This is a genomic window from Paraburkholderia sp. BR10936, from assembly GCF_040965735.1.
In the GTDB taxonomy this organism is placed as follows: domain Bacteria; phylum Pseudomonadota; class Gammaproteobacteria; order Burkholderiales; family Burkholderiaceae; genus Paraburkholderia; species Paraburkholderia nodosa_A.
This window is the reverse complement of record NZ_JBFRCM010000042.1, coordinates 1-22,439: the sequence shown is the minus strand read 5'-3', so window position 1 is coordinate 22,439 and position 22,439 is coordinate 1. Positions and strand designations below refer to the sequence as shown.

General features: G+C 63.0%; 17 protein-coding genes, 2 tRNA genes and 1 pseudogene. 13 read left to right on the top strand and 7 right to left on the bottom strand.

Going from position 1 to position 22,439, the window contains the following annotated elements; genetic code table 11:
• Positions 1-146: 146 nt before the first annotated feature.
• The 4 genes from AB4Y36_RS39720 (at position 147) to AB4Y36_RS39705 (ending at position 3,614) form a co-directional block, all read left to right on the top strand.
• Complete coding sequence (locus AB4Y36_RS39720; protein WP_368685865.1) at positions 147-587, top strand: hypothetical protein; 441 nt, start codon at positions 147-149, stop codon at positions 585-587.
• A 158-nt stretch (positions 588-745) separates the two neighbouring features.
• The gene (locus AB4Y36_RS39715; protein ID WP_368685864.1) at positions 746-1,234 is read left to right on the top strand and encodes a histone H1-like repetitive region-containing protein; all 489 of its coding nucleotides are present in this window, start codon (positions 746-748) and stop codon (positions 1,232-1,234) included.
• Positions 1,235-2,038: 804 nt separating this feature from the next.
• Complete coding sequence (locus tag AB4Y36_RS39710; protein ID WP_368685863.1) at positions 2,039-2,236, top strand: hypothetical protein; 198 nt, start codon at positions 2,039-2,041, stop codon at positions 2,234-2,236.
• Between the two features lie 1,075 nt (positions 2,237-3,311).
• Positions 3,312-3,614 (top strand): hypothetical protein, encoded by a 303-nt coding sequence (locus AB4Y36_RS39705; protein ID WP_368685862.1) that lies wholly within the window; start codon positions 3,312-3,314, stop codon positions 3,612-3,614.
• Positions 3,615-3,713: 99 nt separating this feature from the next.
• Here the strand turns inward: AB4Y36_RS39705 and AB4Y36_RS39700 are convergent, their stop codons facing one another.
• From AB4Y36_RS39700 to AB4Y36_RS39690, 3 genes are all read right to left on the bottom strand, one after another.
• Positions 3,714-5,192 carry an integrase arm-type DNA-binding domain-containing protein gene (locus AB4Y36_RS39700; RefSeq protein ID WP_368685861.1) on the bottom strand — a complete coding sequence of 493 codons (1,479 nt, stop codon included), beginning with the start codon at positions 5,190-5,192 and terminating at the stop codon, positions 3,714-3,716.
• 552 nt (positions 5,193-5,744) lie between these two features.
• Positions 5,745-6,191, bottom strand: a complete 447-nt coding sequence (locus tag AB4Y36_RS39695; RefSeq protein WP_069268099.1) for a MarR family winged helix-turn-helix transcriptional regulator — start codon at positions 6,189-6,191, stop codon at positions 5,745-5,747.
• Between the two features lie 248 nt (positions 6,192-6,439).
• The gene (locus tag AB4Y36_RS39690) at positions 6,440-7,597 is read right to left on the bottom strand and encodes a glycerate kinase (RefSeq protein ID WP_368685860.1); all 1,158 of its coding nucleotides are present in this window, start codon (positions 7,595-7,597) and stop codon (positions 6,440-6,442) included.
• A gap of 417 nt (positions 7,598-8,014) precedes the next feature.
• Here AB4Y36_RS39690 and tig point away from each other — a divergent pair, with 417 nt between their 5' ends.
• The 8 genes and pseudogenes from tig to AB4Y36_RS39650 all read left to right on the top strand — a co-directional run bounded on the left by tig (position 8,015) and on the right by AB4Y36_RS39650 (position 17,230).
• A complete protein-coding gene (gene tig / locus AB4Y36_RS39685; protein WP_069268097.1) occupies positions 8,015-9,361 on the top strand; it encodes a trigger factor in 1,347 nt (448 codons plus the stop codon).
• 159 nt (positions 9,362-9,520) lie between these two features.
• Positions 9,521-10,174 carry an ATP-dependent Clp endopeptidase proteolytic subunit ClpP gene (gene clpP / locus AB4Y36_RS39680; protein WP_069268096.1) on the top strand — a complete coding sequence of 218 codons (654 nt, stop codon included), beginning with the start codon at positions 9,521-9,523 and terminating at the stop codon, positions 10,172-10,174.
• A gap of 252 nt (positions 10,175-10,426) precedes the next feature.
• On the top strand, positions 10,427-11,698 hold the full coding sequence (clpX, locus tag AB4Y36_RS39675; RefSeq protein ID WP_028216418.1) for an ATP-dependent Clp protease ATP-binding subunit ClpX: 1,272 nt from the start codon (positions 10,427-10,429) through the stop codon (positions 11,696-11,698).
• Between the two features lie 191 nt (positions 11,699-11,889).
• On the top strand, positions 11,890-14,316 hold the full coding sequence (lon, locus tag AB4Y36_RS39670) for an endopeptidase La (RefSeq protein ID WP_368685859.1): 2,427 nt from the start codon (positions 11,890-11,892) through the stop codon (positions 14,314-14,316).
• 316 nt (positions 14,317-14,632) lie between these two features.
• Positions 14,633-14,923, top strand: a pseudogene (locus AB4Y36_RS39665) (HU family DNA-binding protein); the annotation flags it as partial.
• A gap of 71 nt (positions 14,924-14,994) precedes the next feature.
• Positions 14,995-15,070, top strand: a tRNA-Val gene (locus AB4Y36_RS39660).
• 33 nt (positions 15,071-15,103) lie between these two features.
• Positions 15,104-15,180, top strand: a tRNA-Asp gene (locus tag AB4Y36_RS39655).
• Positions 15,181-15,283: 103 nt separating this feature from the next.
• Complete coding sequence (locus AB4Y36_RS39650; protein ID WP_368685858.1) at positions 15,284-17,230, top strand: SurA N-terminal domain-containing protein; 1,947 nt, start codon at positions 15,284-15,286, stop codon at positions 17,228-17,230.
• 96 nt (positions 17,231-17,326) lie between these two features.
• Here AB4Y36_RS39650 and AB4Y36_RS39645 read toward each other — a convergent pair whose 3' ends face one another.
• Positions 17,327-17,674, bottom strand: coding sequence for a hypothetical protein (locus tag AB4Y36_RS39645; protein WP_028206982.1), 348 nt, complete (start codon positions 17,672-17,674; stop codon positions 17,327-17,329).
• Positions 17,675-17,879: 205 nt separating this feature from the next.
• Positions 17,880-18,536, bottom strand: coding sequence for an arylesterase (locus tag AB4Y36_RS39640; RefSeq protein ID WP_368685866.1), 657 nt, complete (start codon positions 18,534-18,536; stop codon positions 17,880-17,882).
• Between the two features lie 117 nt (positions 18,537-18,653).
• Between AB4Y36_RS39640 and AB4Y36_RS39635 the strand changes: the two genes are divergently transcribed.
• Positions 18,654-19,400 (top strand): ABC transporter ATP-binding protein, encoded by a 747-nt coding sequence (locus AB4Y36_RS39635; RefSeq protein WP_368606917.1) that lies wholly within the window; start codon positions 18,654-18,656, stop codon positions 19,398-19,400.
• Between the two features lie 54 nt (positions 19,401-19,454).
• Here AB4Y36_RS39635 and pgi read toward each other — a convergent pair whose 3' ends face one another.
• Together pgi and AB4Y36_RS39625 are read right to left on the bottom strand one after the other, a co-directional pair.
• Positions 19,455-21,074, bottom strand: a complete 1,620-nt coding sequence (gene pgi / locus AB4Y36_RS39630; RefSeq protein ID WP_368685857.1) for a glucose-6-phosphate isomerase — start codon at positions 21,072-21,074, stop codon at positions 19,455-19,457.
• A gap of 254 nt (positions 21,075-21,328) precedes the next feature.
• Positions 21,329-22,439: NAD(P)H-hydrate dehydratase (locus AB4Y36_RS39625; protein WP_368685856.1), on the bottom strand; the 1,111-nt coding region annotated here is incomplete at its 5' end.

Below are 22,439 nucleotides of genomic sequence, written 5' to 3'. Positions count from 1 at the left end.
GCACGACCACTTCCTCGAGTGGTGTGGCGGCAGCTTCGATCCCGCCGCCTTCGATCTCGTGCTCGCGAATCAGCGGCTCTCAGAGGTCAAGTTCTGATCGTCAAGACGGCCTCGGATTGACGCTTACTGTAAAGTGGCGTCAGTTGATGAATGAAGTTGTTCCGGAGGCGGCGCAGGAACGAGATGTACACCGCACCTTTATCTTCTCGTTAGCGGGCTTTAGCTTCACGGCTGTGGCTGGTCTGGCGGTTTTGGATGCAAACACTCGTGTGAGCCTGAAAGTTCCGACTTGGTATGTTTTTGTGAGCTTTGTGGCTTTTATGAGCTCGCTGAACGTGCAATCCTACAAAGTGACTCGTCGCCATAATCAGATTGCAACTGGGCTGCAGGAGGTCGGTGTCTTGTCGCTGATGCTAGCCTTGATTGCGCTGCTTTTTACGGCGAATTTTGGGACGCTGTATCAGTGGGCGGGGGCAGTACTGGCGTGGGGCGCATGGTTCACCGACCACATCATTCGTTGGCGCCTGGATAACCGATTTCTTTCGGAATTCTTTAAGAAATCTCAGAATGACGGCCAATCGAATTAGGCAGCCCATGATGGTTCGACTAGACCAATTTGATTGCGGCCCAAGGTGCGACTTCGATGTCAACTGCAACGAGTGGTGCGCGAGTCGCGTGACGGCACCGACCACTCAAAATGAGACGGCTGCGCGAAGCGCGCGCAACCCCTAAAAAAGGACAGACAATGTTCGCGAAGAAAGCACCGGCGAAGAAGGCGGCAGTTGCGAGGAAAATGGTCGCGGCCAAGAAGGTGCCTGCGAAGAAAGCACCGGCGAAGAAGGCGGCAGTTGCGAGGAAAATGGTCGCGGCCAAGAAGGTGCCTGCGAAGAAGGTACCGGCGAAGAAGGCGGCAGTCGCGAGGAAAATGGTCGCGGCCAAGAAGGTGCCTGCGAAGAAAGTACCGGCGAAGAAGGCGGCAGTCGCGAGGAAAATGGTCGCGGCCAAGAAGGTGCCTGCGAAGAAAGTACCGGCGAAGAAGGCGGCAGTCGCGAGGAAAATGGTCGCGGCCAAGAAAGTGCTTGCGAAGAAAGCGGCGGCAAAGAAGGGCTCGCCGACAGGTATTGTTGCGAAGAGACACGACGGGGGCTCGGGAGATGGCGTGGGGGCGTACCATTTTTGCGTGACGCACCGTTTGTACTTTCCGCGCGGGGAGTCTTGCCCACGTTGTCCGTGAATTGACTCTAACTGAGCGCAGTGTAGCCGTGGTGGCTTCCAAGCGGCTCGCATCGTTTGCCTGTTTAGGAGGCCGTTTATTATGGATAAACAGGGGATTCCCACAGGCGAATTCGCTGCTGTTGCTTGCAAAGCCTTGTGGCGTCTGCTTGTCCGACCTAAGCCGCGTGGGCTTCGTCCGCGGCTTAACCGGCTAGGGTACTACGCTGTTTTCACCCCGACGCGCTCGTGCCCCGTCGGCCTTCCATATTTTCAAGTTCATGCTTAATTCCACACACCGGCGTCCACTCCCGCCGGTGTCACTTCATCGCAACTCCGTGCTATTCGCTGGGCGACGCCCCCTTGTTTTCAATTTGAACCCCGCCAGAAGGCGTTCGATATAGAAAATGTCAAGCCTCTCTGGACGCCTCCCTGCTATCAAATTTTGAACACAACAAAGTACGTGAATAAGCACGACCTCTGTTGTCGCCGCTGTTTCCAAGCACATCCTCGTAAAATCCGAAGACGTTACGCGTATGAGTGTCTCTATTCCCGCAGAGCTGTACTTGGACTACGGGCGTCGTCTGGGTGGCGATACGGCCGCGCTGCGCGCAGCACTTGCGGAAGCGGCGCGTACGGCTAGGCCACGTTTGGGTGTTACGCGAAGCTAGGCTGTCTGGATGATTTTGGAAACAAGGATTGATGAGCTGACCGTCAACATCGGCAGCATCTCTGCCGTCACGAAGTAAGTCAGCTGATTACAAAGAGCGGCACGCACGACGTGCCGCCTCATGCAAACAACACACATCACACGCTCTCTCACATCATGAACAGGAAAACCTACATTGATACGTTGCTCGTCAAGGCGGGCTCGACCTCCGAGGTGTACCTTCAAGGGGAGGTTCGCGGCGCGACTGTATATATGCCGCTGACGCTCGAACGCGCGCGTCAGATTGCCGACGACCTTCACCGCGCCGCGGCCGCCGTCGAGGCGCTGCCAATACGGGGAAAAGGCCTCCACTGAGGCTGCGCTGTTCTCAGTACGAACACCGTCCGGCTCACGCCGGACTTTTTGTTGGCAGCGAGCGTTGCTCGCTGCGCGATGCGCCCGGAGTCGGTGCTGGCCAGCGCCGGAGGAAGCCGCTTAGCGGCGCACTGCGCAGCTCGCCGTCTATTTAACCGAGTGTTCCCCGAAAGCCCGATTTGTACCCCGTGTCACGCCATTCCATAGCAACAGCATGGAGCCTCCTGACCGCCGGACGAAGTAGCTTTCATGAGCGCCGAACAGAGTACCGGCGAAATACACTCCCCAGCGCCGAGCAGAGCCCTGTTGTTTACCGCAGTACGGAGCCTGCTTTGTGCTGTCTTTGCAAACAAATAACGGCGAACGCCCACACCCGTACGGAGCCTGCTCACGCACTGAAGGGCTTACACGTGCGCAAGCTTGGGGGTGCGCGTAACGCAGGAGCGAGCGAAGCGAGCGGGACCGTCCGTTCGGCGATACGGAGGCTTGGGTGCCCCAAAAGTGTCCGAGGTCGGACACTCGTGGCGCGGCTGAAAAGTGTCCGAGGTCGGACACTCAAGGTGCTTCCGCTATTGCTGGCAGGACGGGTGCTGTACGACGCACAGCGACGCTGTGCAAGAGACAACTGCGGGTGTGTGTAACCCGGCTCCGGCGGTCTCTTATGGCGGGCCGGGATGCTGCAATCAAAGCGGGGTGAAGCCTGTACCCGACGAAGTACCTGACTTGGGCAAGAAACTGAGCGAGCGTAAGCGAGCGGGGTTGCGCGCCTGAGGGGCGCGCCCTTGGCAACAGGGCGGCGGGTAGCCGCCCCTCATCGGTCACGCAGTTCTTTCATGCCCCGGTGCGGAGGATGCGGCGCAACGGCGCCGCCGGCCGGTGCACGCAGTGAGCGTGCCGACGTACGCCTCAACTAAATTAGAGTATTTCCTCTAAAGTGCGTGAAAAGTACGTGGGATGGGCTCTCAAGGGGAGGGCAGTTTTCTCGGGGTGACTATAAGCATTGTGACGACGGTGAGCGCAATGAAGCACGACCTCGGAACACAACAAAAACCACACTCTCGCACGAGGCCTCTCAATGCCAGCACTAAAGCAATTTACGACCATCGACCCGACTGACCGCATCAACGTCAACCTCAAGTTGACTACCCGGACGGCGATTGAGCAGTACCGCCTGTTTTACACAGCTTCGTACGGTCATCCCGTCGAACGCGGTGAACTCATTGAGGAGGTTCTGCGCAGCTTTTTCGAAAACGACGCCGACTTTCAGAAGTACGCCAAGCGCATGTCCGCGGAGGACAAGGCGTCCGTCGACAAGGCACTAAAGCTTGGACGGCAAGCGGGTGGCATCAGCGATACGTTCAACTCCGACGAAGCCTGACCTGCCGTACCTGCCACAGCAAGCCCCGCACGCGACCGCGGGGCTTTTTACTTTCACGCGGCGCCTCGCGTATCGCGCGCTACGTCGTACTCGAAACTGTCACGGAGTCGTGATGGCGTTGAGCCGCTCAGCAGCTTCGTGCGCAGCGTCTGTGTTGAGCGCCATCTGAGGTGCTTGTGCCACAAAATCCAGCCACGCTTTGGTCTCAAAGCCGTCCTCAAGCTTGAAGTCCTGGTCGACACGAAAAATGGGCTTGACCTTCGTTTTCCACAGCTCGAGCTGATACGGCGACATGTCGCGCTCCTGCAGCCGACCTGCAAGCATTAACAGTGCGTCTCCGTATGCTTCGACGAAAGGTCTCCATGCCTCGCTGTGGTCAGCCCAGACCTTGCGGACCTGTGCAGTGGCATCAAAAGAACGTGGGAGCGCGCCGACATATAGGATGCCGATGTTTTGTGCATTGACGTTTGTTCCGCCAATCCGGTGGTCGAGCAGCTTCTCGGTAATCATGTTCTTGCCGAACAGCGCCATCGAGTAGCTTGCCACCGTGTCACGGAAGTCATTGGGACGCAGCTGTGGCATATCCGTTTCTTTTCGCAGTCGTGCAAGCGAGCCGTTAAAGTGGTGTACGTATTCACGTTCCGCTCTCGCAAGTGTGGGCGTCGCTGACGGCGTGTCGCGCGATGACAGCGAGGGATAGACATACTGCGAGCCCAGTCCGCGCTTGGCATGGTACGCCTGGAGTTTACGCAGCTCCTCTGCAAGAAAAGGATGCAGCGGATATTCCCATCCTCCGCCTTTTTTAAAGCCGATGGCTTCTTCAGCCAGATGATAGGTCGACCCTCCGTTACGCAGCTTGAGCAGATGCCACTGCATGGCCAGTGCGCCTTCTGACCGGAAGCCGGTAAATAGCATTGTGTAAAAGTAGACACGCGGGTAGGGGTCGAGTAGGTCGATTGCGTCGAACAGCGCGCGCATTACTCCGGCAAACATCGGCCGCGCGCCTTCGACCGATGACTGCTTAACCCGTTTGCGCATGCCCGCAGCGGGATTCGTCGGCAGCTTGGCGTGATTGGCAAGCGCGCGGATGGTCTGAAACAGGTGGTCGGACTGTCTCGGCGCTTTCCGGTCCTCAGCAATGCGTCGGCAAGCTTCGGTGAGCCACTCTCGCGACATCAAACGCAGCGGCTTGTGCAGCCATTCTGCCGCGTGCGTTTTCAGGATGTTCTCGTAGCCATGCAGCGTCGAATCCTTGCGATGCTTCGTGTCTCGCCAGTCCTCGAGAATTTGCCAGAGCGTCTTTTTGGAAAGGTCTGAAACCCCCTCTGTACCTTCGGCCGAAATGTCATCACGCACCCGCACGCACTCACGGCGAGCCGTCGCGAGGTCCATCTCCGGATAGGAGCCGATACGGCGTTGTACACGGGTCCCGAGCGCGTTTGCGCACTCAACCAGCCACGTTCTCGTGCCGGTCTGCATCACCCGGAACAGCAGCTCGTTTTTAAAAGCGGTGTCGTAGTAAATAGTCATCCGCTTGCCCGGCGCGCACTTGTACTGTGCTACGTCCTCGGTCGTCATTGTCACTTCTGGCATGGTCTCTCGCGTGTTATATGGCCTGTGGTGTTTGCGTCTCGCAGCCTGTAAAGTGCCTGTTTTCAGGCTGTCTCGCAACTCAACGAGACGAACCCCAATTTTGGGTACAAAATGGTCGTCTCGCAAGACGTCTCGCGCGATACATGCTGCGAGATGTGCGCGCACTCACAAAAGCCCGTAAAAAGGCCCCGAAAAAGTACGGTTAAATACGGTGTCCGGGTGCGTCTCGCAAGCGAAGACCGGCGAGAATATAAAAACTATGCGCCGTTTCAAGGGTTTACTGCGGGGTGTACGGGAGGGTGAGAATTACGAGGAGGTGTTTTATGCGCGAGGAAGTGTTTTAGGTCCTGACGCCCGCAAGGGTGTGCCGGTTCGAGTCCGGCCTCACGCACCAAAGTAAAAAGGCCATGTACCTTCCGGTACATGGCCTTTTTGTTTGTGCGCGGCTTGGGCGCGTTCTACGCGAAGCTCTCGCGATGGCGGCTTGACTCTGGCCGCCATCTGTTTGACTTATTGCCTCTGCTTGTTCGGACTGCCTTACGGTTCGGTCTGCATGGCTTCGATCACCTTGTCGAGCGCACGTGCGAGTGCGTCGCGTTCCTTGTCGTCGAGGCTCGCGAAGAGGTCGACATTCCACTTGCGCGCGATGGGCATGACCTTGCGATACAGCGCGCGTCCGTCGGTTGTGAGCGAAACGAGCACGAGGCGTCCATCCTCCTCGCTCGTGTCGCGCTGCATGAGGCCGCGGCGCATCAGCGCCTCGGCTGCACGGCTTGCCTGGCTCTTGTCGAGATTTGCGTGACGCGCAAGCTCCATCACGGAAAACGGGCCGAACGCCCCCACAGCTGCAATGAGCCGAGCCTCCGGAAGTGTGATGCCGAGCTTCGCCTGGTAGCGTTCGCTCGCGCCACGTTCGGAGAGTTTGTTCAGGACATGCAGCCGATAGGTGAGGAATTGTTCGAGTCCGGCTTTGCTTGCCTTCATGGGAGTCCTGGTCTGGTCGCTTGGGAAGGGCGCGACACGTGTCGCGATTCCATGATTGTTGCCCCATCTTGCGCGCCGGTCAACGCATCCTAACCCTTGTCCAGCGCATCCGGTGCGGTGCACGAATCTATTAATCGCTTACTGTGGAATGCGTGTCGCGCCGAGGGTCATGAATCTGGCCGCGACCTGGCCACGCGGATGCGGGCGACGAAGCCGGGGCGGCGGGCCCCGGCCGGTCTGCCCGGATCTTAGTTGGATGTACGCGCAGCGTATTTGAGGCGGGCGAGCTGCTCGGCTTCGTTGGCGAGCAGGCGCGCGGCGTCGCGAATCGCGGTTTCGAGCGTGATGGGGCCTGGCGCGGGCGAGAAGCAGCCGCTGAAATGCTCCGCGAGCCGCGGCAGGGCGGCTGCATCCACGGCGCCCGAGAGCAGCGTGGCCGGCACGCCCACGGCCGCGGCGCGGCGGCAGGCGATGAACGGCGCCTTGCCGTGCAGCGTTTGCACGTCGGAGCGGCCTTCGCCGGTGATGAGCCAGTCCGCGCGATCGAGCGCTTCGTCCAGACCGATGGTGCGCGCAACGACCTCGGCACCGGGCTCGAAGCTCGCGCCGAGCATGCGCAGCGCGAAACCCAGGCCGCCCGCCGCGCCGGAACCGGCTTCGTCGCGCACGCGACGGCCCAGCGCCGCTTCGAGCAGATCGGCGAAACGGCCGAGCGCCGCGTCGATCGGTGCGACCTGCTCGGGCGTCACGCCTTTTTGCGGGCCGAACACGGCGGTTGCGCCATGCTCGCCCGTAAGGGGATTGTCCACGTCCGACATACCGACGAACGATGCCTCGCGAAGCCGCGCGTCGAGCCCGGAAACGTCCACGCGCGCTACGTGCACAAGCGCTTGCGGGGTGGGTTCGAGGGGCTTGCCGACGGCATCGAAGAGTTGCAGGCCGAGGCCCGCGAGCAGGCCCGCGCCGGCGTCGTTGGTGCTGCTGCCGCCGAGCGCCACGTAAAAGCGCCGCACGCCTTCGTCGAGCAGTGCGCGGATCGCCTCGCCCATGCCGCGCGTGCTGCGCGCGTCGACCGGCACGCCCATGCCCACGGGGTCCGTGATGCCGACGATCTCGGCCGTTTCGACGATCGCGCTGCCGTCGTGCAGCAGGCCCACCGCGGCGTCGCGCTTCGGCCCCGCGGCGCCTTCCACGGTGAGCACGCGGCGCTCGCCGCCCATCGACAGCATCGCGTCGAGCGTGCCTTCGCCGCCGTCGGCCATCGGGCGGATGCGGATGTCGGCGTCGGCGCGCACGCGGCGGATGCCCTCGGCGATCGCGGCGGCGACCCCGTCCGCGCTGAGCGAGCCTTTGAAAGAATCAGGAGCAATGACGATAACGGGAGCGTCAGTCGACGAATTCGGCATGGTGTCTCTGCTGGAAGAATTGTGTTGGGAGCGGCTGCGGCCGGTGGGGCGTCCGGCGCGAGCGTAAGCTTAACAGCCTCGCCGGGTGGGCTGGATAGCGGCGTTGCGATAGCGCGCATCAGAGTGCATTTGAGGCTCGCAGCGGCTCAAAAGCAGGTCGAAACCGGGTCAAAAACAGCCACATAGCACACTCAAACGGCAATTCCAGTGGGACCGGGAAATAGTTTGCTAAAATACTTGGCTCTTTTGACGCAACCGCACCGCAAGCCGCCCGTTTCGGCGCTGTTGAGCGGCGCACGAGGCGCCTGCGTTCAGCTCCAAAGCGGGTTGCTGGACCACATCGGATCCAGGCGGACCGCGGCTCGCAAAGACCACAGATTACTGATTCGCTCGAACAATTTTAGGACGATTGAAGCCATGGCTAACGTTGTTGAAAACCTCGGCAAGCTGGAACGCCGCGTGACGATTTCCCTGCCGAAGGACGCCGTGCAGAAAGAAATCGATTCGCGCATCCGTAAACTCGCGAAAAACGTGCGCATGCCGGGTTTCCGCCCGGGCAAGGTGCCGCTCAAGATGGTCACGCAGCAGTATTCGGGCCAGGTCGAAGCCGAAGTCCTGAGCGACAAGGTCGGCAAGGAATTCTTCGACATCAGCCGCGCCGAGAACCTGCGCGTCGCCGGCCAGCCGAGCTTCGCACCGAAGTCGGAAGCCGCTGAAGGCGACTACGCGTTTGACGCGACCTTCGAGGTCTACCCGGAAGTGAAGCTCGGCGACGTCGCGACGGCCGAAATCGAGCGCACGACCACGACCATCACCGAAGCGGAAATCGACCGCACGCTCGACATCCTGCGCAAGCAGCGCGTGCACTTCCACGCTCGCGGCGAAGCTGGCGAGCACGGTGACGGTGGCGCCGACACCGCAGCGAAGGAAGGCGACCGCGTGACGGTCGACTTCGTCGGCAAGATCGACGACGTCGCGTTCCAGGGCGGTACCGCGGAAGGCTTCGCGTTCGTGCTGGGCGAAGGCCGCATGCTGCCGGAATTCGAAAAGGCGGCAATCGGCCTGAAGAAGGGCGAGTCGCGCGAATTCGACCTCGCATTCCCCGAGGACTATCACGGTAAGGACGTCGCCGGCAAGACGGCGAAGTTCACGATCACGATGCAGCAGATCGAGTGGCCGCACCTGCCGGAAATCGACGCTGAATTCGCCAGGTCGCTCGGCATCGCCGACGGCGACCTCGTGAAGATGCGCGCCGAAATCAAGGACAACCTCGAACGCGAAGCGAAGCGCCGCACCCAGTCGATCGTCAAGAACCAGGTGATGGACGCGCTCCTGAAGATCGCCGAACTCGACGTGCCGAACGCGCTCGTCGAGCAGGATCAGGAACGCCTCGTCGAAATGGCGCGCGCCGACCTCGCGCAGCGTGGCGTGCCCAACGCCAAGGACGCACCGATCCCGGCCGAAATGTTCAAGGAACAAGCCGAGCGCCGCGTGAAGCTCGGCCTCGTGCTCGCCGAACTCGTGAAGGCCAACGGCCTCGAGGCGAAGCCGGAGCAGATCCGTGCTGAAGTCGACGAATTCGCGAAAAGCTATGAGGACCCGAAGGAGGTCGTGCGCTGGTATTATTCCAACCAGCAGCGTCTGGCCGAAATGGAAGCCTATGTCGTCGAATCGAACGTCGTCGACTTCGTGCTCGGCAAGGCCAAGGTGACGGACAAGCAAGTTAGCTTCGAAGAACTGGCAAGCGCGACGGCGCAGGCTTAAATCTGCCCGCTACGGCGTGCCGGCTGTCGGAGCGACCGACGGCCAGCACGCCGTTTTTGCATCCGCAGGTTTTAGCCATGCTGTCCGTGTGGTTGATTTAGCCGGGGTCCGTCGCCATACGGGTATATAGAAGAACTTTTCCAGACAAGGATGCATCGCATGACCATTCGCGCTCAATCGCTGGATACGTTGACCTCCCACTCGTCGCGGGACTTCGACCCGCAGGCGCTCGGCCTCGTGCCGATCGTCGTCGAAACGAGCGGCCGCGGCGAACGTTCCTACGACATCTACTCGCGCCTGCTCAAGGAGCGCGTGGTGTTCATGGTCGGCGAAGTGAACGACCAGACGGCCAACCTCGTGGTCGCCCAGCTGCTGTTCCTGGAAAGCGAAAATCCGGACAAGGACATCAGCCTGTACATCAACAGCCCGGGTGGCTCGGTGTCGGCCGGCATGGCGATCTACGACACGATGCAGTTCGTCAAGCCGGACGTTTCGACCCTTTGCATGGGCCTCGCGGCCAGCATGGGCGCGTTCCTGCTGGCGTCGGGCGCCAAGGGCAAGCGTTTCGCGCTGCCGAACTCGCGCGTGATGATTCACCAGCCGCTCGGCGGCGCGCGCGGCCAGGCTTCGGACATCGAAATCCAGGCTCGCGAAATCCTGTACCTGAAGGAGCGCCTGAACCAGTTGCTCGCGCACCATACGGGTCAGCCGGTCGAGCGCATTGCGCGCGACACGGATCGCGACAACTTCATGTCGGGTGACGACGCCCAGGCCTACGGTCTCGTCGATCAGGTCCTGCACAAGCGTCCTTGATCTGCGCGAGCGGTTTTGCGCGTCCGACCCTGCGAAGGGCGCGCAAGCCGTGACAACGGCACGTAAAGGAACAGCTCGGCCCCCGTACAAAAGGGGATAGCCGACGCCGCGCAGACCTTGTGAAATAATCGGCAAACGCGCTTCGCGGCCTGCGGCCCCCAACGCCGTCACAGCAAGCGGTTCACGCACCCTCCGGCCTCGCCGGGGGAAACGGCGTATCATGTAACAGAGTGTCCGGAGGCTCATTTATCCATGGCGGACAAGAAAGGTTCTAACAGCGAGAAGCTGTTGTATTGCTCGTTCTGCGGCAAGAGCCAGCATGAGGTGAAAAAGCTCATCGCTGGTCCGTCGGTATTCATCTGCGATGAATGCATCGACTTGTGCAACGAGATCATTCGCGACGAAGCCGCCGGTGCCGGCGTCGACGCGGCGCTGTCGCGCTCGGACCTGCCGAGCCCGCAGGAGATCCGCGACATCCTCGACCAGTACGTGATCGGGCAGGAGCGCGCGAAGAAGATTCTCGCAGTGGCGGTGTACAACCACTACAAGCGTCTGAAGCATCTCGACAAGAAGGACGACGTCGAACTCTCCAAGAGCAACATCCTGCTGATCGGGCCCACGGGTTCGGGCAAGACGCTGCTCGCGCAGACGCTCGCGCGCCTTCTGAACGTCCCGTTCGTGATCGCCGACGCCACCACGCTGACCGAAGCCGGTTATGTGGGCGAAGACGTCGAGAACATCATTCAGAAGCTGCTGCAGAACTGCAATTACGAGGTCGACAAGGCCCAGCGCGGCATCGTCTATATCGACGAAATCGACAAGATCAGCCGCAAGTCGGACAACCCGTCGATCACGCGCGACGTGTCCGGCGAGGGCGTGCAGCAGGCGCTGCTCAAACTCGTCGAGGGCACGATGGCTTCGGTGCCGCCGCAGGGCGGCCGCAAGCATCCGAACCAGGATTTCATCCAGGTCGACACGACCAATATCCTGTTCATTTGCGGCGGCGCGTTCGACGGTCTGGAAAAGGTCATCACCGACCGTACGGAAAAGACCGGCATTGGCTTCGGCGCGAGCGTGAAGAGCAAGCAGGAGCGCGACACAGGCGAAGTGCTGCGCGAAACGGAACCGGAAGACCTGATCAAGTTCGGCCTGATTCCCGAACTGATCGGCCGTCTGCCCGTGGTCGCCACGCTCGGCAAGCTCGACGAAGCCGCGCTCATGAAGATTCTGGTCGAGCCGAAGAATGCGCTCGTCAAGCAGTATCACAAGCTCTTCAACATGGAGCGCGTGGAGCTGGAAATTCGCCCGGCTGCGCTGCAGGCCGTCGCCCGCAAGGCGATCCGCCGCAAGACGGGGGCTCGTGGCCTGCGCTCGATCCTGGAACAGGCATTGCTCGACGTGATGTACGAGCTGCCGGCCATGAAGGGCGTGAGCAAGGTCATCATCGACGACAACGTGATCGACGGCGACGGCAAACCGCTGCTGATCTACGAAGACGCTCCGAAGGTTGCAGGGTCGAACTGATGGTGGTGATCGGCTAAAGAGTTCCGGAAAAGGGCCGTTCATACAATGGGATGAACGGCTTTTTCGTTTAATCTTGTGGTCGATGGCGCACTATTTTGGAGTCACTGAACTTTTCCCACACGCGCGAGGCTTGCAATCGGTATCTCAGGCCTCAATTACCGAACAATTGATTCCACTCATGGGGAAATGAAATGTCAGGAACCCAACTCCTCCCGCCGGAACGCACCACGCTCCCGCTGCTCCCGCTGCGAGACGTCGTCGTCTTCCCGCATATGGTGATTCCCCTTTTCGTGGGCCGACCGAAATCGATCAAGGCCCTCGAAGCGGCTATGGAAGGCGGCAAGCACATCATGCTCGTCGCGCAGAAGACCGCCGCGAAGGATGAGCCGACCGAAAAAGACATGTATGAAGTAGGGTGTGTCGCCAACATCCTGCAAATGCTCAAGCTGCCCGACGGCACCGTGAAGGTGCTCGTGGAAGGCCTGCAGCGCGCGAAGACGCTTTCCATCGAAGAGCAGGAAACGCAGTTCTCGTGCGAAGTGATGCCGCTCGAACCGGACCACGCCGACAGCGCAGAAACCGAAGCGCTGCGCCGCGCGATCGTCTCGCAGTTCGACCAGTACGTGAAGCTCAACAAGAAGATCCCGCCGGAGATCCTGACGTCGCTGTCGGGCATCGACGAGGCCGGTCGTCTTGCTGACACCATCGCCGCGCATTTGCCGCTCAAGCTCGACCAGAAGCAGCACATCCTCGAGATGTTCCCGGTCGTGGAGCGTCTGGAGCATCTGCTCGCGCAACTCGAAGCCGAAATCGACATTCTCCAGGTGGAGAAGCGCATTCGCGGCCGCGTGAAGCGCCAGATGGAAAAGAGCCAGCGCGAGTACTACCTGAACGAGCAGGTCAAGGCCATCCAGAAGGAACTGGGCGAAGGCGAAGAGGGTGCGGATCTCGAAGAACTCGAGAAGCGTATCACGGCTGCGCGCATGCCCAAGGAAGCCAAGAAGAAGGCCGACGCCGAGCTCAAGAAGCTCAAGCTGATGTCGCCGATGTCGGCGGAAGCGACCGTCGTACGCAACTACATCGACACGCTGATCGGCCTGCCGTGGCGCAAGAAGAGCAAGGTCAACAACGACCTCTCGAATGCAGAAGCCGTGCTCGACGAAGACCACTTCGGTCTCGAGAAGGTGAAGGAACGCATTCTCGAGTATCTCGCGGTGCAACAGCGCGTGGACAAGGTCAAGGCGCCGATCCTGTGCCTCGTCGGGCCTCCGGGCGTCGGCAAGACCTCGCTCGGGCAGTCGATTGCGCGCGCAACGAACCGCAAGTTCGTGCGCATGGCGCTGGGCGGCGTGCGTGACGAAGCCGAGATTCGCGGTCACCGTCGTACGTACATCGGTTCGATGCCGGGCAAGATCCTGCAGAGCCTGACCAAGGTCGGCGTGCGCAATCCGCTCTTCCTGCTCGACGAAGTCGACAAGATGGGCATGGATTTCCGCGGCGATCCGTCGTCGGCGTTGCTTGAAGTGCTCGATCCGGAACAGAACCACACGTTCGCCGATCACTACATCGAAGTCGATTTCGACCTCTCCGATGTGATGTTCGTCGCCACGTCGAACTCGCTGAACATCCCGCCGCCGCTGCTGGACCGGATGGAAGTCATCCGTCTGTCCGGTTACACGGAAGACGAGAAGGTCAGCATCGCCCAGCGTTATCTCCTGCCGAAGCAGAAGAAGAACAACGGGCTGAAGCCGGGCGAGATCGAGGTGACCGAAGGCGCGATCCGCGACATCATTCGCTACTACACGCGTGAAGCGGGTGTGCGTTCGCTCGAGCGCGAAGTGTCGAAGATCTGCCGCAAGGTCGTGAAGATGCTGCTGCTGAAGAAGGCCGACAAGGCCGTCACGGTGGACAGCGCCAATCTCGACACCTTCCTCGGCGTGCGCAAGTACGACTTCGGTCTGGCCGCGAAGGAAAACCAGATCGGTCAGGTCACGGGTCTTGCGTGGACGGAAGTCGGCGGCGATCTGCTGACGATCGAAGCGGCGGTCATGCCCGGCAAGGGCAACGTGATCCGCACGGGTTCGCTCGGCGACGTCATGAAGGAATCGGTCGAAGCGGCACGCTCGGTGGTGCGTTCGCGTTCGCGTCGTCTCGGTATCAAGGACGAAGCGTTCGAGAAGCAGGACATCCACATCCACGTGCCGGAAGGCGCGACGCCGAAGGACGGTCCGTCCGCAGGCGGTGCGATGACGACGGCGCTCGTGTCGGTGCTCACGGGCATTCCGGTGCGTGCCGACGTGGCGATGACGGGCGAAATCACGCTGCGCGGCGAAGTGCTGCCGATCGGCGGGCTGAAGGAGAAGCTGCTCGCGGCGCATCGCGGCGGCATCAAGCTCGTGCTGATCCCGGAAGAGAACGTCAAGGATCTCACCGAGATTCCGGACAACGTGAAGAACTCGATCGAAATCGTGCCGGTCCGCTGGATCGACAAGGTGCTCGAACTCGCGCTCGAACGCGTGCCGCAGCCGCTGCCGGAAGAAGAAGTGAAGGCCGAGGACGCCAAAGCGCCCGTGGCCGAATCGAAGGACGCCAGCGCGACGGAAGTCGTCAAGCACTAAGCCTTCGGTACACCTTCAGTACGCCTTCGACAAGCCGCGCTCCTGCGCGGCGCGTTGGACCCCAAAAAGCCCGCGGCATGGTCCGCGGGCTTTTTGCTTGCGTCGCGATTCTTGACGTTGTGATGACAACCAGCGCTTTTTTCGGCCTTTTCCCACTTGTTCGAAGACTCCCTCAAAAAATCCCTCGAATCCCGCGCCAAATCAGGCTCAACCCCGCTTGACACGGCATTTGCGGCCCCGTTAAATGAGCGGGCCCCGCGCTATGCCGGGGACGTCTATCCAATAAGTTGACCTTCTTTCTTACGTTTACCCAAACACATTCTCGGGGGCTGGAATGAATAAAACGGAACTGATTGACCATATTGCGCAACAAGCCGACATTTCGAAGGCGGCTGCGGGACGCGCACTCGACGCCGTGATCGGCGGCGTCAAAGGCACGCTCAAGAAGGGCGGCTCGGTCACGCTCGTCGGCTTCGGCACGTTCGCCGTCGGCAAGCGTACGGCGCGCACGGGCCGCAATCCGCGGACTGGCGACGCGATCAAGATCAAGGCGGCGAAGGTGCCCAAATTTAGGCCTGGCAAAGCGCTGAAGGATGCGCTAAACTAGCGGGCTCGCTACCTGATGGGTAGCGCAGCAGAAGTCGCACTACAGGAAGCAGCGCAGGAAAGCATGAAGCTGGGTGCTTAGCTCAGTTGGTAGAGCGGCGCCCTTACAAGGCGTAGGTCGGGAGTTCGAGCCTCTCAGCACCCACCACAGCTTCAGTTCCGGTACGTAGCGCACCCGCACGGAGCGGTAGTTCAGTTGGTTAGAATACCGGCCTGTCACGCCGGGGGGCGCGGGTTCGAGTCCCGTCCGCTCCGCCAAGGATATCTCGACAAGAAGGCGAACTCCGGTTCGCCTTTTTTGTTGGCCGCTGTTGTAATATCGGGCGTTCCGTTTTTTGGCGCCCTCAACGTCTGGTCACGCATGCTCGACTTTTTCCGCAATCACAAACGCCTGATGATGTTCATGCTGCTCCTGGTCGTCCTGCCAGGGCTGGGCTTCGTCGGTATTCAAGGTTTCCGGGGCTTCTTCGATGAAAGCGCGAACGTCGCGAGCGTCAACGGGCACAAGATCACGCGTGTCGAATACGACAACGCCGCGCGCCAGCAGCTCGACCAGGCCCGCCAGGTCCTTGGCGCGCAATTCGATGCGAGCATGTTCGACACGCCCCAGCACCGCAAGGACATCCTCGACGGTCTGATCCAGCAGCGCGTGCTCGTGGACGAAACGCAGCGCCTGCACCTGACCGCCTCGGACGACGCCGTGCGCCGCGCGCTGCTCTCCGACCCGGTGATCTCGTCGCTCAAGAATCCTGACGGTTCGATCAACCTCGACCAGTACAAGCAGCTGCTCGCCATGCAGGGTATGACGCCGGAGCAGTACGACGAGCGCGTGCGCTATAGCCTCGCCATGCAGCAACTGCCGGCGTCGATCATCAGCAGCGCGTTCACGCCGAAGGCGCTCGCGCAGCAGCTCACGGGCCTCTCGGAGCAGCAGCGCGAAGTGCAGGGCCTCGCGTTCCACACGAGCGACTATGCGCCCAAGGTCCAGCCGACCGACGCGCAATTGCAGGCGTACTACGACGCGAACAAGAACGCGTTCGCCACGCCGGCGACGGCGCAGATCCAGTATCTCGTGCTCTCGGCGGCGACGGTTGCCGCCGGCGTGCAGCCGAGCGACGCCGATCTCAAGAAGTACTACGACGACAACATCGCGCACTACCGCACGCAGGAAGAAGTGCGCGCGAGCCACATCCTGATTACGGTGCCGAAGGACGCCAGCGCCGACGTGCGCAACGCCGCGAAGCAGAAGGCCGAATCGATCCTCGCCGAAGTGAAGGCGCATCCGGACCAGTTCGCGCAGATCGCGCAGAAGGAATCGCAGGACCCCGGTTCGGCCTCGAAGGGCGGCGACCTCGGCTACTTCGGCCCCGGCATGATCGCGGGCGGCCAGGCGTTCGACGCCGCGGTCTTCAAGCTCAAGAAGGACGAGATCAGCGACGTGATCCAGTCGGACTTCGGCTATCACATCGTCAAGGTCACGGACCTGAAGCCGGCGGTCACGAAGCCGTTCGACGACGTGAAGGCGCAGATCACGAACGACGTGAAGACGCAGCAAGCCGCGAAGCTGCTCGCCGACGCGAGCGATGGCTTTACGTCGGTGGTCTACGAGCAGGCCAAGAGCCTGCAGCCGGCCGCGGACAAGTACAAGCTGACGATCCAGACGGCGACGGTCACGCCGAAGCCGAATGCAGCGCTGCCGCCGGACAGCCCGCTGAACAACCAGAAGTTCCTCGACGCGGTATTCGCGAGCGACTCGGTGAACCAGCACAACAACACCCAGGCGATCGACGTCGGCAACAACACGCTGATCTCGGCTCACGTGACGAACTACCAGCCGGCCGCCGTGCCCGCGTTCGCCGCGGTCAAGGACGCGGTGCGCCGGAAGGTGGTCGCGCAGCAGGCCGCCGACATCGCGCACAAGGACGGCGAGGCGAAGCTCGCGGAGCTGCAGAAGTCGAAATCCACCGACGGTTTCTCGTCGGCGCTCAAGGTGTCGCGCAACGACGCACAGGGCCTGCCGCCCGGCGCGCTGTCCGCCGTCTTCAAGGCCGATGCGCAGAAGCTGCCCGCTTACGTGGGCGTGGACCTCGGCAACGACGGCTATGCGATCTACCGCGTGAACAGCGTGACCAACGGTGCGGCCGCAGAAGGCCCGCGTCTGGCCGCCGCGCAGCAGCAGCTGGCCCAGGTGGACGGCCAGTCGCAGGTGCAGGCGTACCTCGACGCGCTGCGCGAGCGCGCGAAGGTGAAGCTCTACGGCTCGCTCAGCTCGGCCAGCCAGTCGGGCGACGGCGACAACGCCCAGTAAGCCCGATCCGCGTATCCGCCCGCCGGCGTCGAGAGCCGGCGCAAAAAAAGCCCCGCGATACAACGCGGGGCTTTTTGCGTTCTGGCGAGCGCGAAATCAGAGGCAGGCGCTGATGTCGCTGGTGGCGTCTCCACCGGCGCCGCCGCCTGAGCGGAAGCCGACCCACGTCTTCGCGCTGGCGCTCCATGCCGGGCGCACCGTTGCGGCTGCGCCGTTAGGCGGCTGCTGGCCAGGGACGTAGACGTCGACAGCCTGGCCGTTGGCGAGCACGGACTGCGAGACGACTTGCTGTTGCGACTTGTCGGCCCATTTTTGCGCGATGCATTGGGCAACCGTCGCAGGCGGTTGCTGGCTCGTGCCGACGGACTGTGCTCCGCTCGGCATTGGCTGATTGGCGCAGGCAGCAAGGGCTGCCGTAACGACAATGAGAGGTAAATATTTCATGCTTCTTCCCTCCAGTCAGGGTCGGTCGGATTCAGACAGCGAAGCTTCGCGGGCTCGCGTGTCTGACGCAAACGGTGGCCAATGGCGGGACGCGGTTGCCCGCCGCCACGCTGGCCGAGAGGCTCGAGCGGCTTGAACGCGCCGAGGGCGGGCCCTGAGAATGGGCGCCCGGTGAGGACGCCCGCGCGTTTGTCCCGCTGCCGCCTCAGCGCCGCACGCCGCTGCCTAGCAGCGGCTTGAGCGTTGGCCACACGTTTTCGAGCAGCAAAGGCTGTGCCTGCTGCGTGGGATGGATCTGATCGGCCTGGAAGAGTTCGGGCTTGTCGGCGAGACCGGCGAGCAGAAAGGGCACGAGCGGCACGTTCAGTTCTTTCGCCAGCCGCTCGTAGATGGCGTGGAAGTCACGCGTATAGTCGACCCCGTAGTTGGGCGGCACATACATGCCGACGAGCACGGGTTTCGCACCGCCCGTGCGGATCTGCGCGACGATGGCGCGCAGATTGCTCTCGGTCGTCGTGAGCGGTACGCCGCGCAGTGCGTCGTTTGCGCCCAGTTCGACGATCACGATTGCGGGCTTGATGCGCTGCATGACGAGCGGCAGGCGCGTGAATCCCCCGCTGGTCGTGTCTCCGCTGATGCTCGCATTCGCAACGTTATAATCGATCCGCTCGCTGGCGAGCCGCTGGCGCAGCAGGGCCACCCAGCCCGTATCGCGCGGCAGGCCGTATTCGGCCGAAAGGCTGTCGCCGAGCACGACGATGTTCGGCTTCGCCGTTGCGGCGGGGTTTGTCGCCGCGTTGGCAGTAGAGACGGGCGTGGCAGCGAGCGCGGTGCCGGTCGTGCCGCATAAGGCGCCCAGCAACGCAGCAGCGGTCAAGGTGGCGATAGCGGCAAGCGCGCTGAAGCGGGACCAAGCGCGGGAAAGGGCGGCGCGCCGCGCGGCGCGCTTCTGGTTCACGGCTAACCTGTGCGTCATCATGTGCGAATGAATAGCGATCCAGTCATCGAAGTACGGGGTTTGACCAAGCGGGTCACCGACGCGACCGGCGAACTGACGATCCTCGACGGCATCGACCTCACCGTGCAGGCGGGCGGGAGTGTGGCGATCGTCGGCGCTTCCGGGTCCGGCAAGTCGACGCTGCTCGGCCTGCTGGCCGGCCTCGACAGCGCGAGCGCGGGTTCGGTGCGCCTGCTAGGCCATGAGCTTACCGGCATGGCCGAAGATCAGCGCGCGGCGCTGCGCAACGGCTCGGTGGGCTTCGTGTTCCAGTCGTTCCAGCTGATGCCGCATCTCACCGCTCTGGAGAACGTCGCGCTGCCGCTCGAACTGCAGGGCGGCATGTCGACGCGTGACGCGTTCTCCCGCGCGCGCACGCTGCTCGAGCGTGTGGGTCTTGCCGAGCGCACGGGCCACTATCCGAAGCTGCTCTCGGGCGGCGAGCAGCAGCGCGTGGCGCTCGCCCGCGCATTCGTGACGCGCCCCGCGGTGCTGTTCGCCGACGAGCCCACTGGCAGCCTCGACGCCGCCACCGGCCACGCCGTCATCGACCTGATGTTCGAACTCAATCGCTCGAACGGGGCGACGCTCGTGCTCGTCACCCACGACGTCGATCTCGCGCAGCGCTGCGACGCCATCATCACGATCGAAGCGGGCCACCGCGTGCCCAACGCGCCGCATGGCGCGGCATCCTCGCGCAACGCGAGCAATGTCGAAGCCGGGCGTTAACGTCTGTCCGGTGAACGGCGTGCGCAGTGCACGCGCACGCCGCTTCTGCCCGATTTAGCGCTTGAGCGCCACACGGGCGCGCGCGATCAGCGCGGCCGTGGACGAATCGTGCGGCTTCACATCGGCGCTTGCCGCGTTCAAGTCCGCTTCCACCACCTTGCCGAGGATCTTGCCGAGTTCCACGCCCCACTGGTCGAACGGGTTGATGTCCCACACGGAAGCCTGCACCAGCACCTTGTGCTCATAGAGCGCGATCAGCGCGCCAAGCGAGCGGGCCGTGAGCGCATCGACGAGCAGCGTCGTGGTCGGGCGGTTGCCGGGGAACATGATGTGCGGCACGAGCTCGGGCTTGTCCGGGCCGGCAATCTTCTTCGCTTCATCCTCGGTGCGGCCAAGCATCATCGCCTCGCTCTGCGCAAAGCAGTTTGCGAGCAGCTTCGGATGATGGTCGGCCAGCGGATGCTCGGGCGTGAGTACGGCGATGAAGTCGATCGGCACGATCGTCGTGCCCTGGTGCAGCATCTGGAAGAACGCGTGCTGGCCGTTCGTGCCGGGCTCGCCCCAGGTGATCGCCGAGGTCGCGTAATCGACGAACTTGCCGTCGAGGCGCGCCGACTTGCCGTTGCTCTCCATTTCGAGCTGCTGGAGATACGAAGGCAGGAAGTGCAGCGCTTCGGAGTAGGGCGCAACGAGATAGCTCTGCGAACCGAAGAAGTTGCGATACCAGATGCCGATCATGCCGAGCAGCACGGGCAGGTTCTTCTCCAGCGGCGCTTCGCGGAAGTGCTTGTCCATGTCGTGCGCGCCGGCGAGCAGTTCGTCGAACTGCTGCGGTCCGATGGCGATCATGATCGAGAGGCCCACGGCCGACCACAACGAATAGCGGCCGCCGACCCAGTCCCACATCTCGAACACGTTTTCTTTGGCGATGCCGAACTTCACGACTTCGGCCGGATTGGCCGAGACGCCCACGAAGTGCTTCGCGAGTTCGCCTTGCGGACAGCCGTGCTTGACGAACCAGTCGCGCATCGACAGCGCGTTGGTCATGGTTTCGAGCGTCGTGAACGTCTTCGAGACGATGATCGCCAGCGTTTCTTCCGGATCGATGTCTTCGATCGTGCGCCACAGGTCCGCGCCGTCGACGTTCGAGACGAAGTGCGAGGTGATCTCGGGCAGTTCGAGATGCTTGAGCGCGTGCACGACCATTTTCGGCCCGAGGTCCGAGCCGCCGATGCCGATATTCACGATATGGCGGATGCGCTTGCCCGTGTAACCGGTCCATGCGCCGCTGCGCACGGCGTCGGCGAACTTCGCCATCTTCGCGCGTTCGGCGGCGATCTGGGCGTGGTACGGGGCGTCGGCTTCGGTGGCGCGCAAGGCGGTGTGCAGCGCCGCGCGGCCTTCAGTCGGATTGACGGCTTCGCCCTTGAACATCGCATCGCGGCGCGCTTCTACGCCGGCCTCGCGAGCGAGCTGCACGAGCAGCTTGAGCGTGGCGTCGGTGATGCGGTTCTTCGAGAAGTCGGCGCCGAGACCGGCGCCTGCGAACGTGAAGCGTTCGGCGCGCGTCGGCGCAGGGTCGTTGGCGGGGGCGAACCAGTCGCGCAGCTTTTCGTCGCGGATCTGTTCGTAATGCGTCTGTAGCGCGGACCAGGCGGGGAGCGGATTCGTCATGTTCGTCTAGCGAGGGATCACGAATGGAGGGCGGCAGGTGCGGTTCGCCGGTCTGGCCGAACGCGCGCTTCGCGCGCCGCGGGCAAGCACGGGCCGCCTCCGGTAGAAGACGGCGTGCGGAGGATCAGTATAGCGGCCTCGCGCGACACTGCGCAGCGTTGTGATGCCTGCGGCTGTGCCGGGAGTGGGAGGTACGGCCAGCGTCGCCGTGAAGCAAGCCGCGTGCCGTGCGACCGGACGCGCGGCATGCGGCTTCAGGCGGCATAAGACGGCGCGTAAAAGAGCCGGTTCATGAGCTTGCGCACCGCTGGCGCGAGTTCGCCTGCCGTGAGGCCCGCGGGGCCGTCGCCTTGTGCGCACAGCGTGTCGGCGGCGAGGCCGTGCAGGTAGACGCCCGCGAGCGCCGCTTCATAGGGCGGCACGCGCTGGGCCAGCAGCGCGCCGATCATGCCGCCGAGCACGTCGCCGGTGCCGCCCGTGGCGAGGCCCGCGTTGCCGGTGGGATTGACGGCGACGCGGCCGTCGGGCGCGGCGACCACGGTGCCGCTGCCCTTGAGGACGGCAACCGCCGCATAGCGGTCCGCAAGTGTTCGCGCAGCGGCGAGGCGGTCGCGCTGCACCGCGGCGGTGTCGCAGCCGAGCAGGCGCGCCGCTTCCAGCGGATGCGGCGTGAGCACGCAAGGCGCGCCGCGCGCGGTCGCCGACTGCGCGACGTGCGCCGCGAGCGCCTCGTCGCGCGCGACGAGATTGAGCGCATCGGCATCGAGGAGCACGGGGGCGTGAAGGCGCAGGATGGCGTCCACGATCTGGCGCGCCGACGCGCTGCCGCCCATGCCGCAGCCCGCCGCGACGGCGTCCATTGCGCCGAGCGAGAGCCTGGCCGCCGCGTGCAGCATGAGTTCGGGGTGCGGGGCGTCGTAGGGCGGCGCGTCGCTGCCGAGAAAGCCCACGTGAACCTTGCCCGCGCCGGTGAGGAGCGCCGCGCGCGCCGCGAGAATCGGCGCGCCGCACATGCCGGTATCGCCGCCGACGACGGCGAGCGTGCCGAACGTGCCCTTGTGGGTGGCGAAGTCGCGGGCGGGCAGCGCGGCGGCGAAGAGCGCGGGCGCGTTCAGGTGTGCGGCGCCCGGTGTGCCAGCGGTGTCGATGCCGATCGGCGCGACCGCGACGGCGCCTGCGTAGTCGCGCCCAACGCCCGTGTACAGGCCGGGCTTGGCCGCGATGAAGGTCACGGTATGGGTTGCACGCACCGCCGGACCGCTGCCGACGACGTTGCCTGTGTCGCTGTCGAGGCCGCTCGGCACGTCGAGCGCGAGCACGTGGCCATGGCTGCGCGCGCGTGCCGTGAGCGTTTCGGCGAGTTCG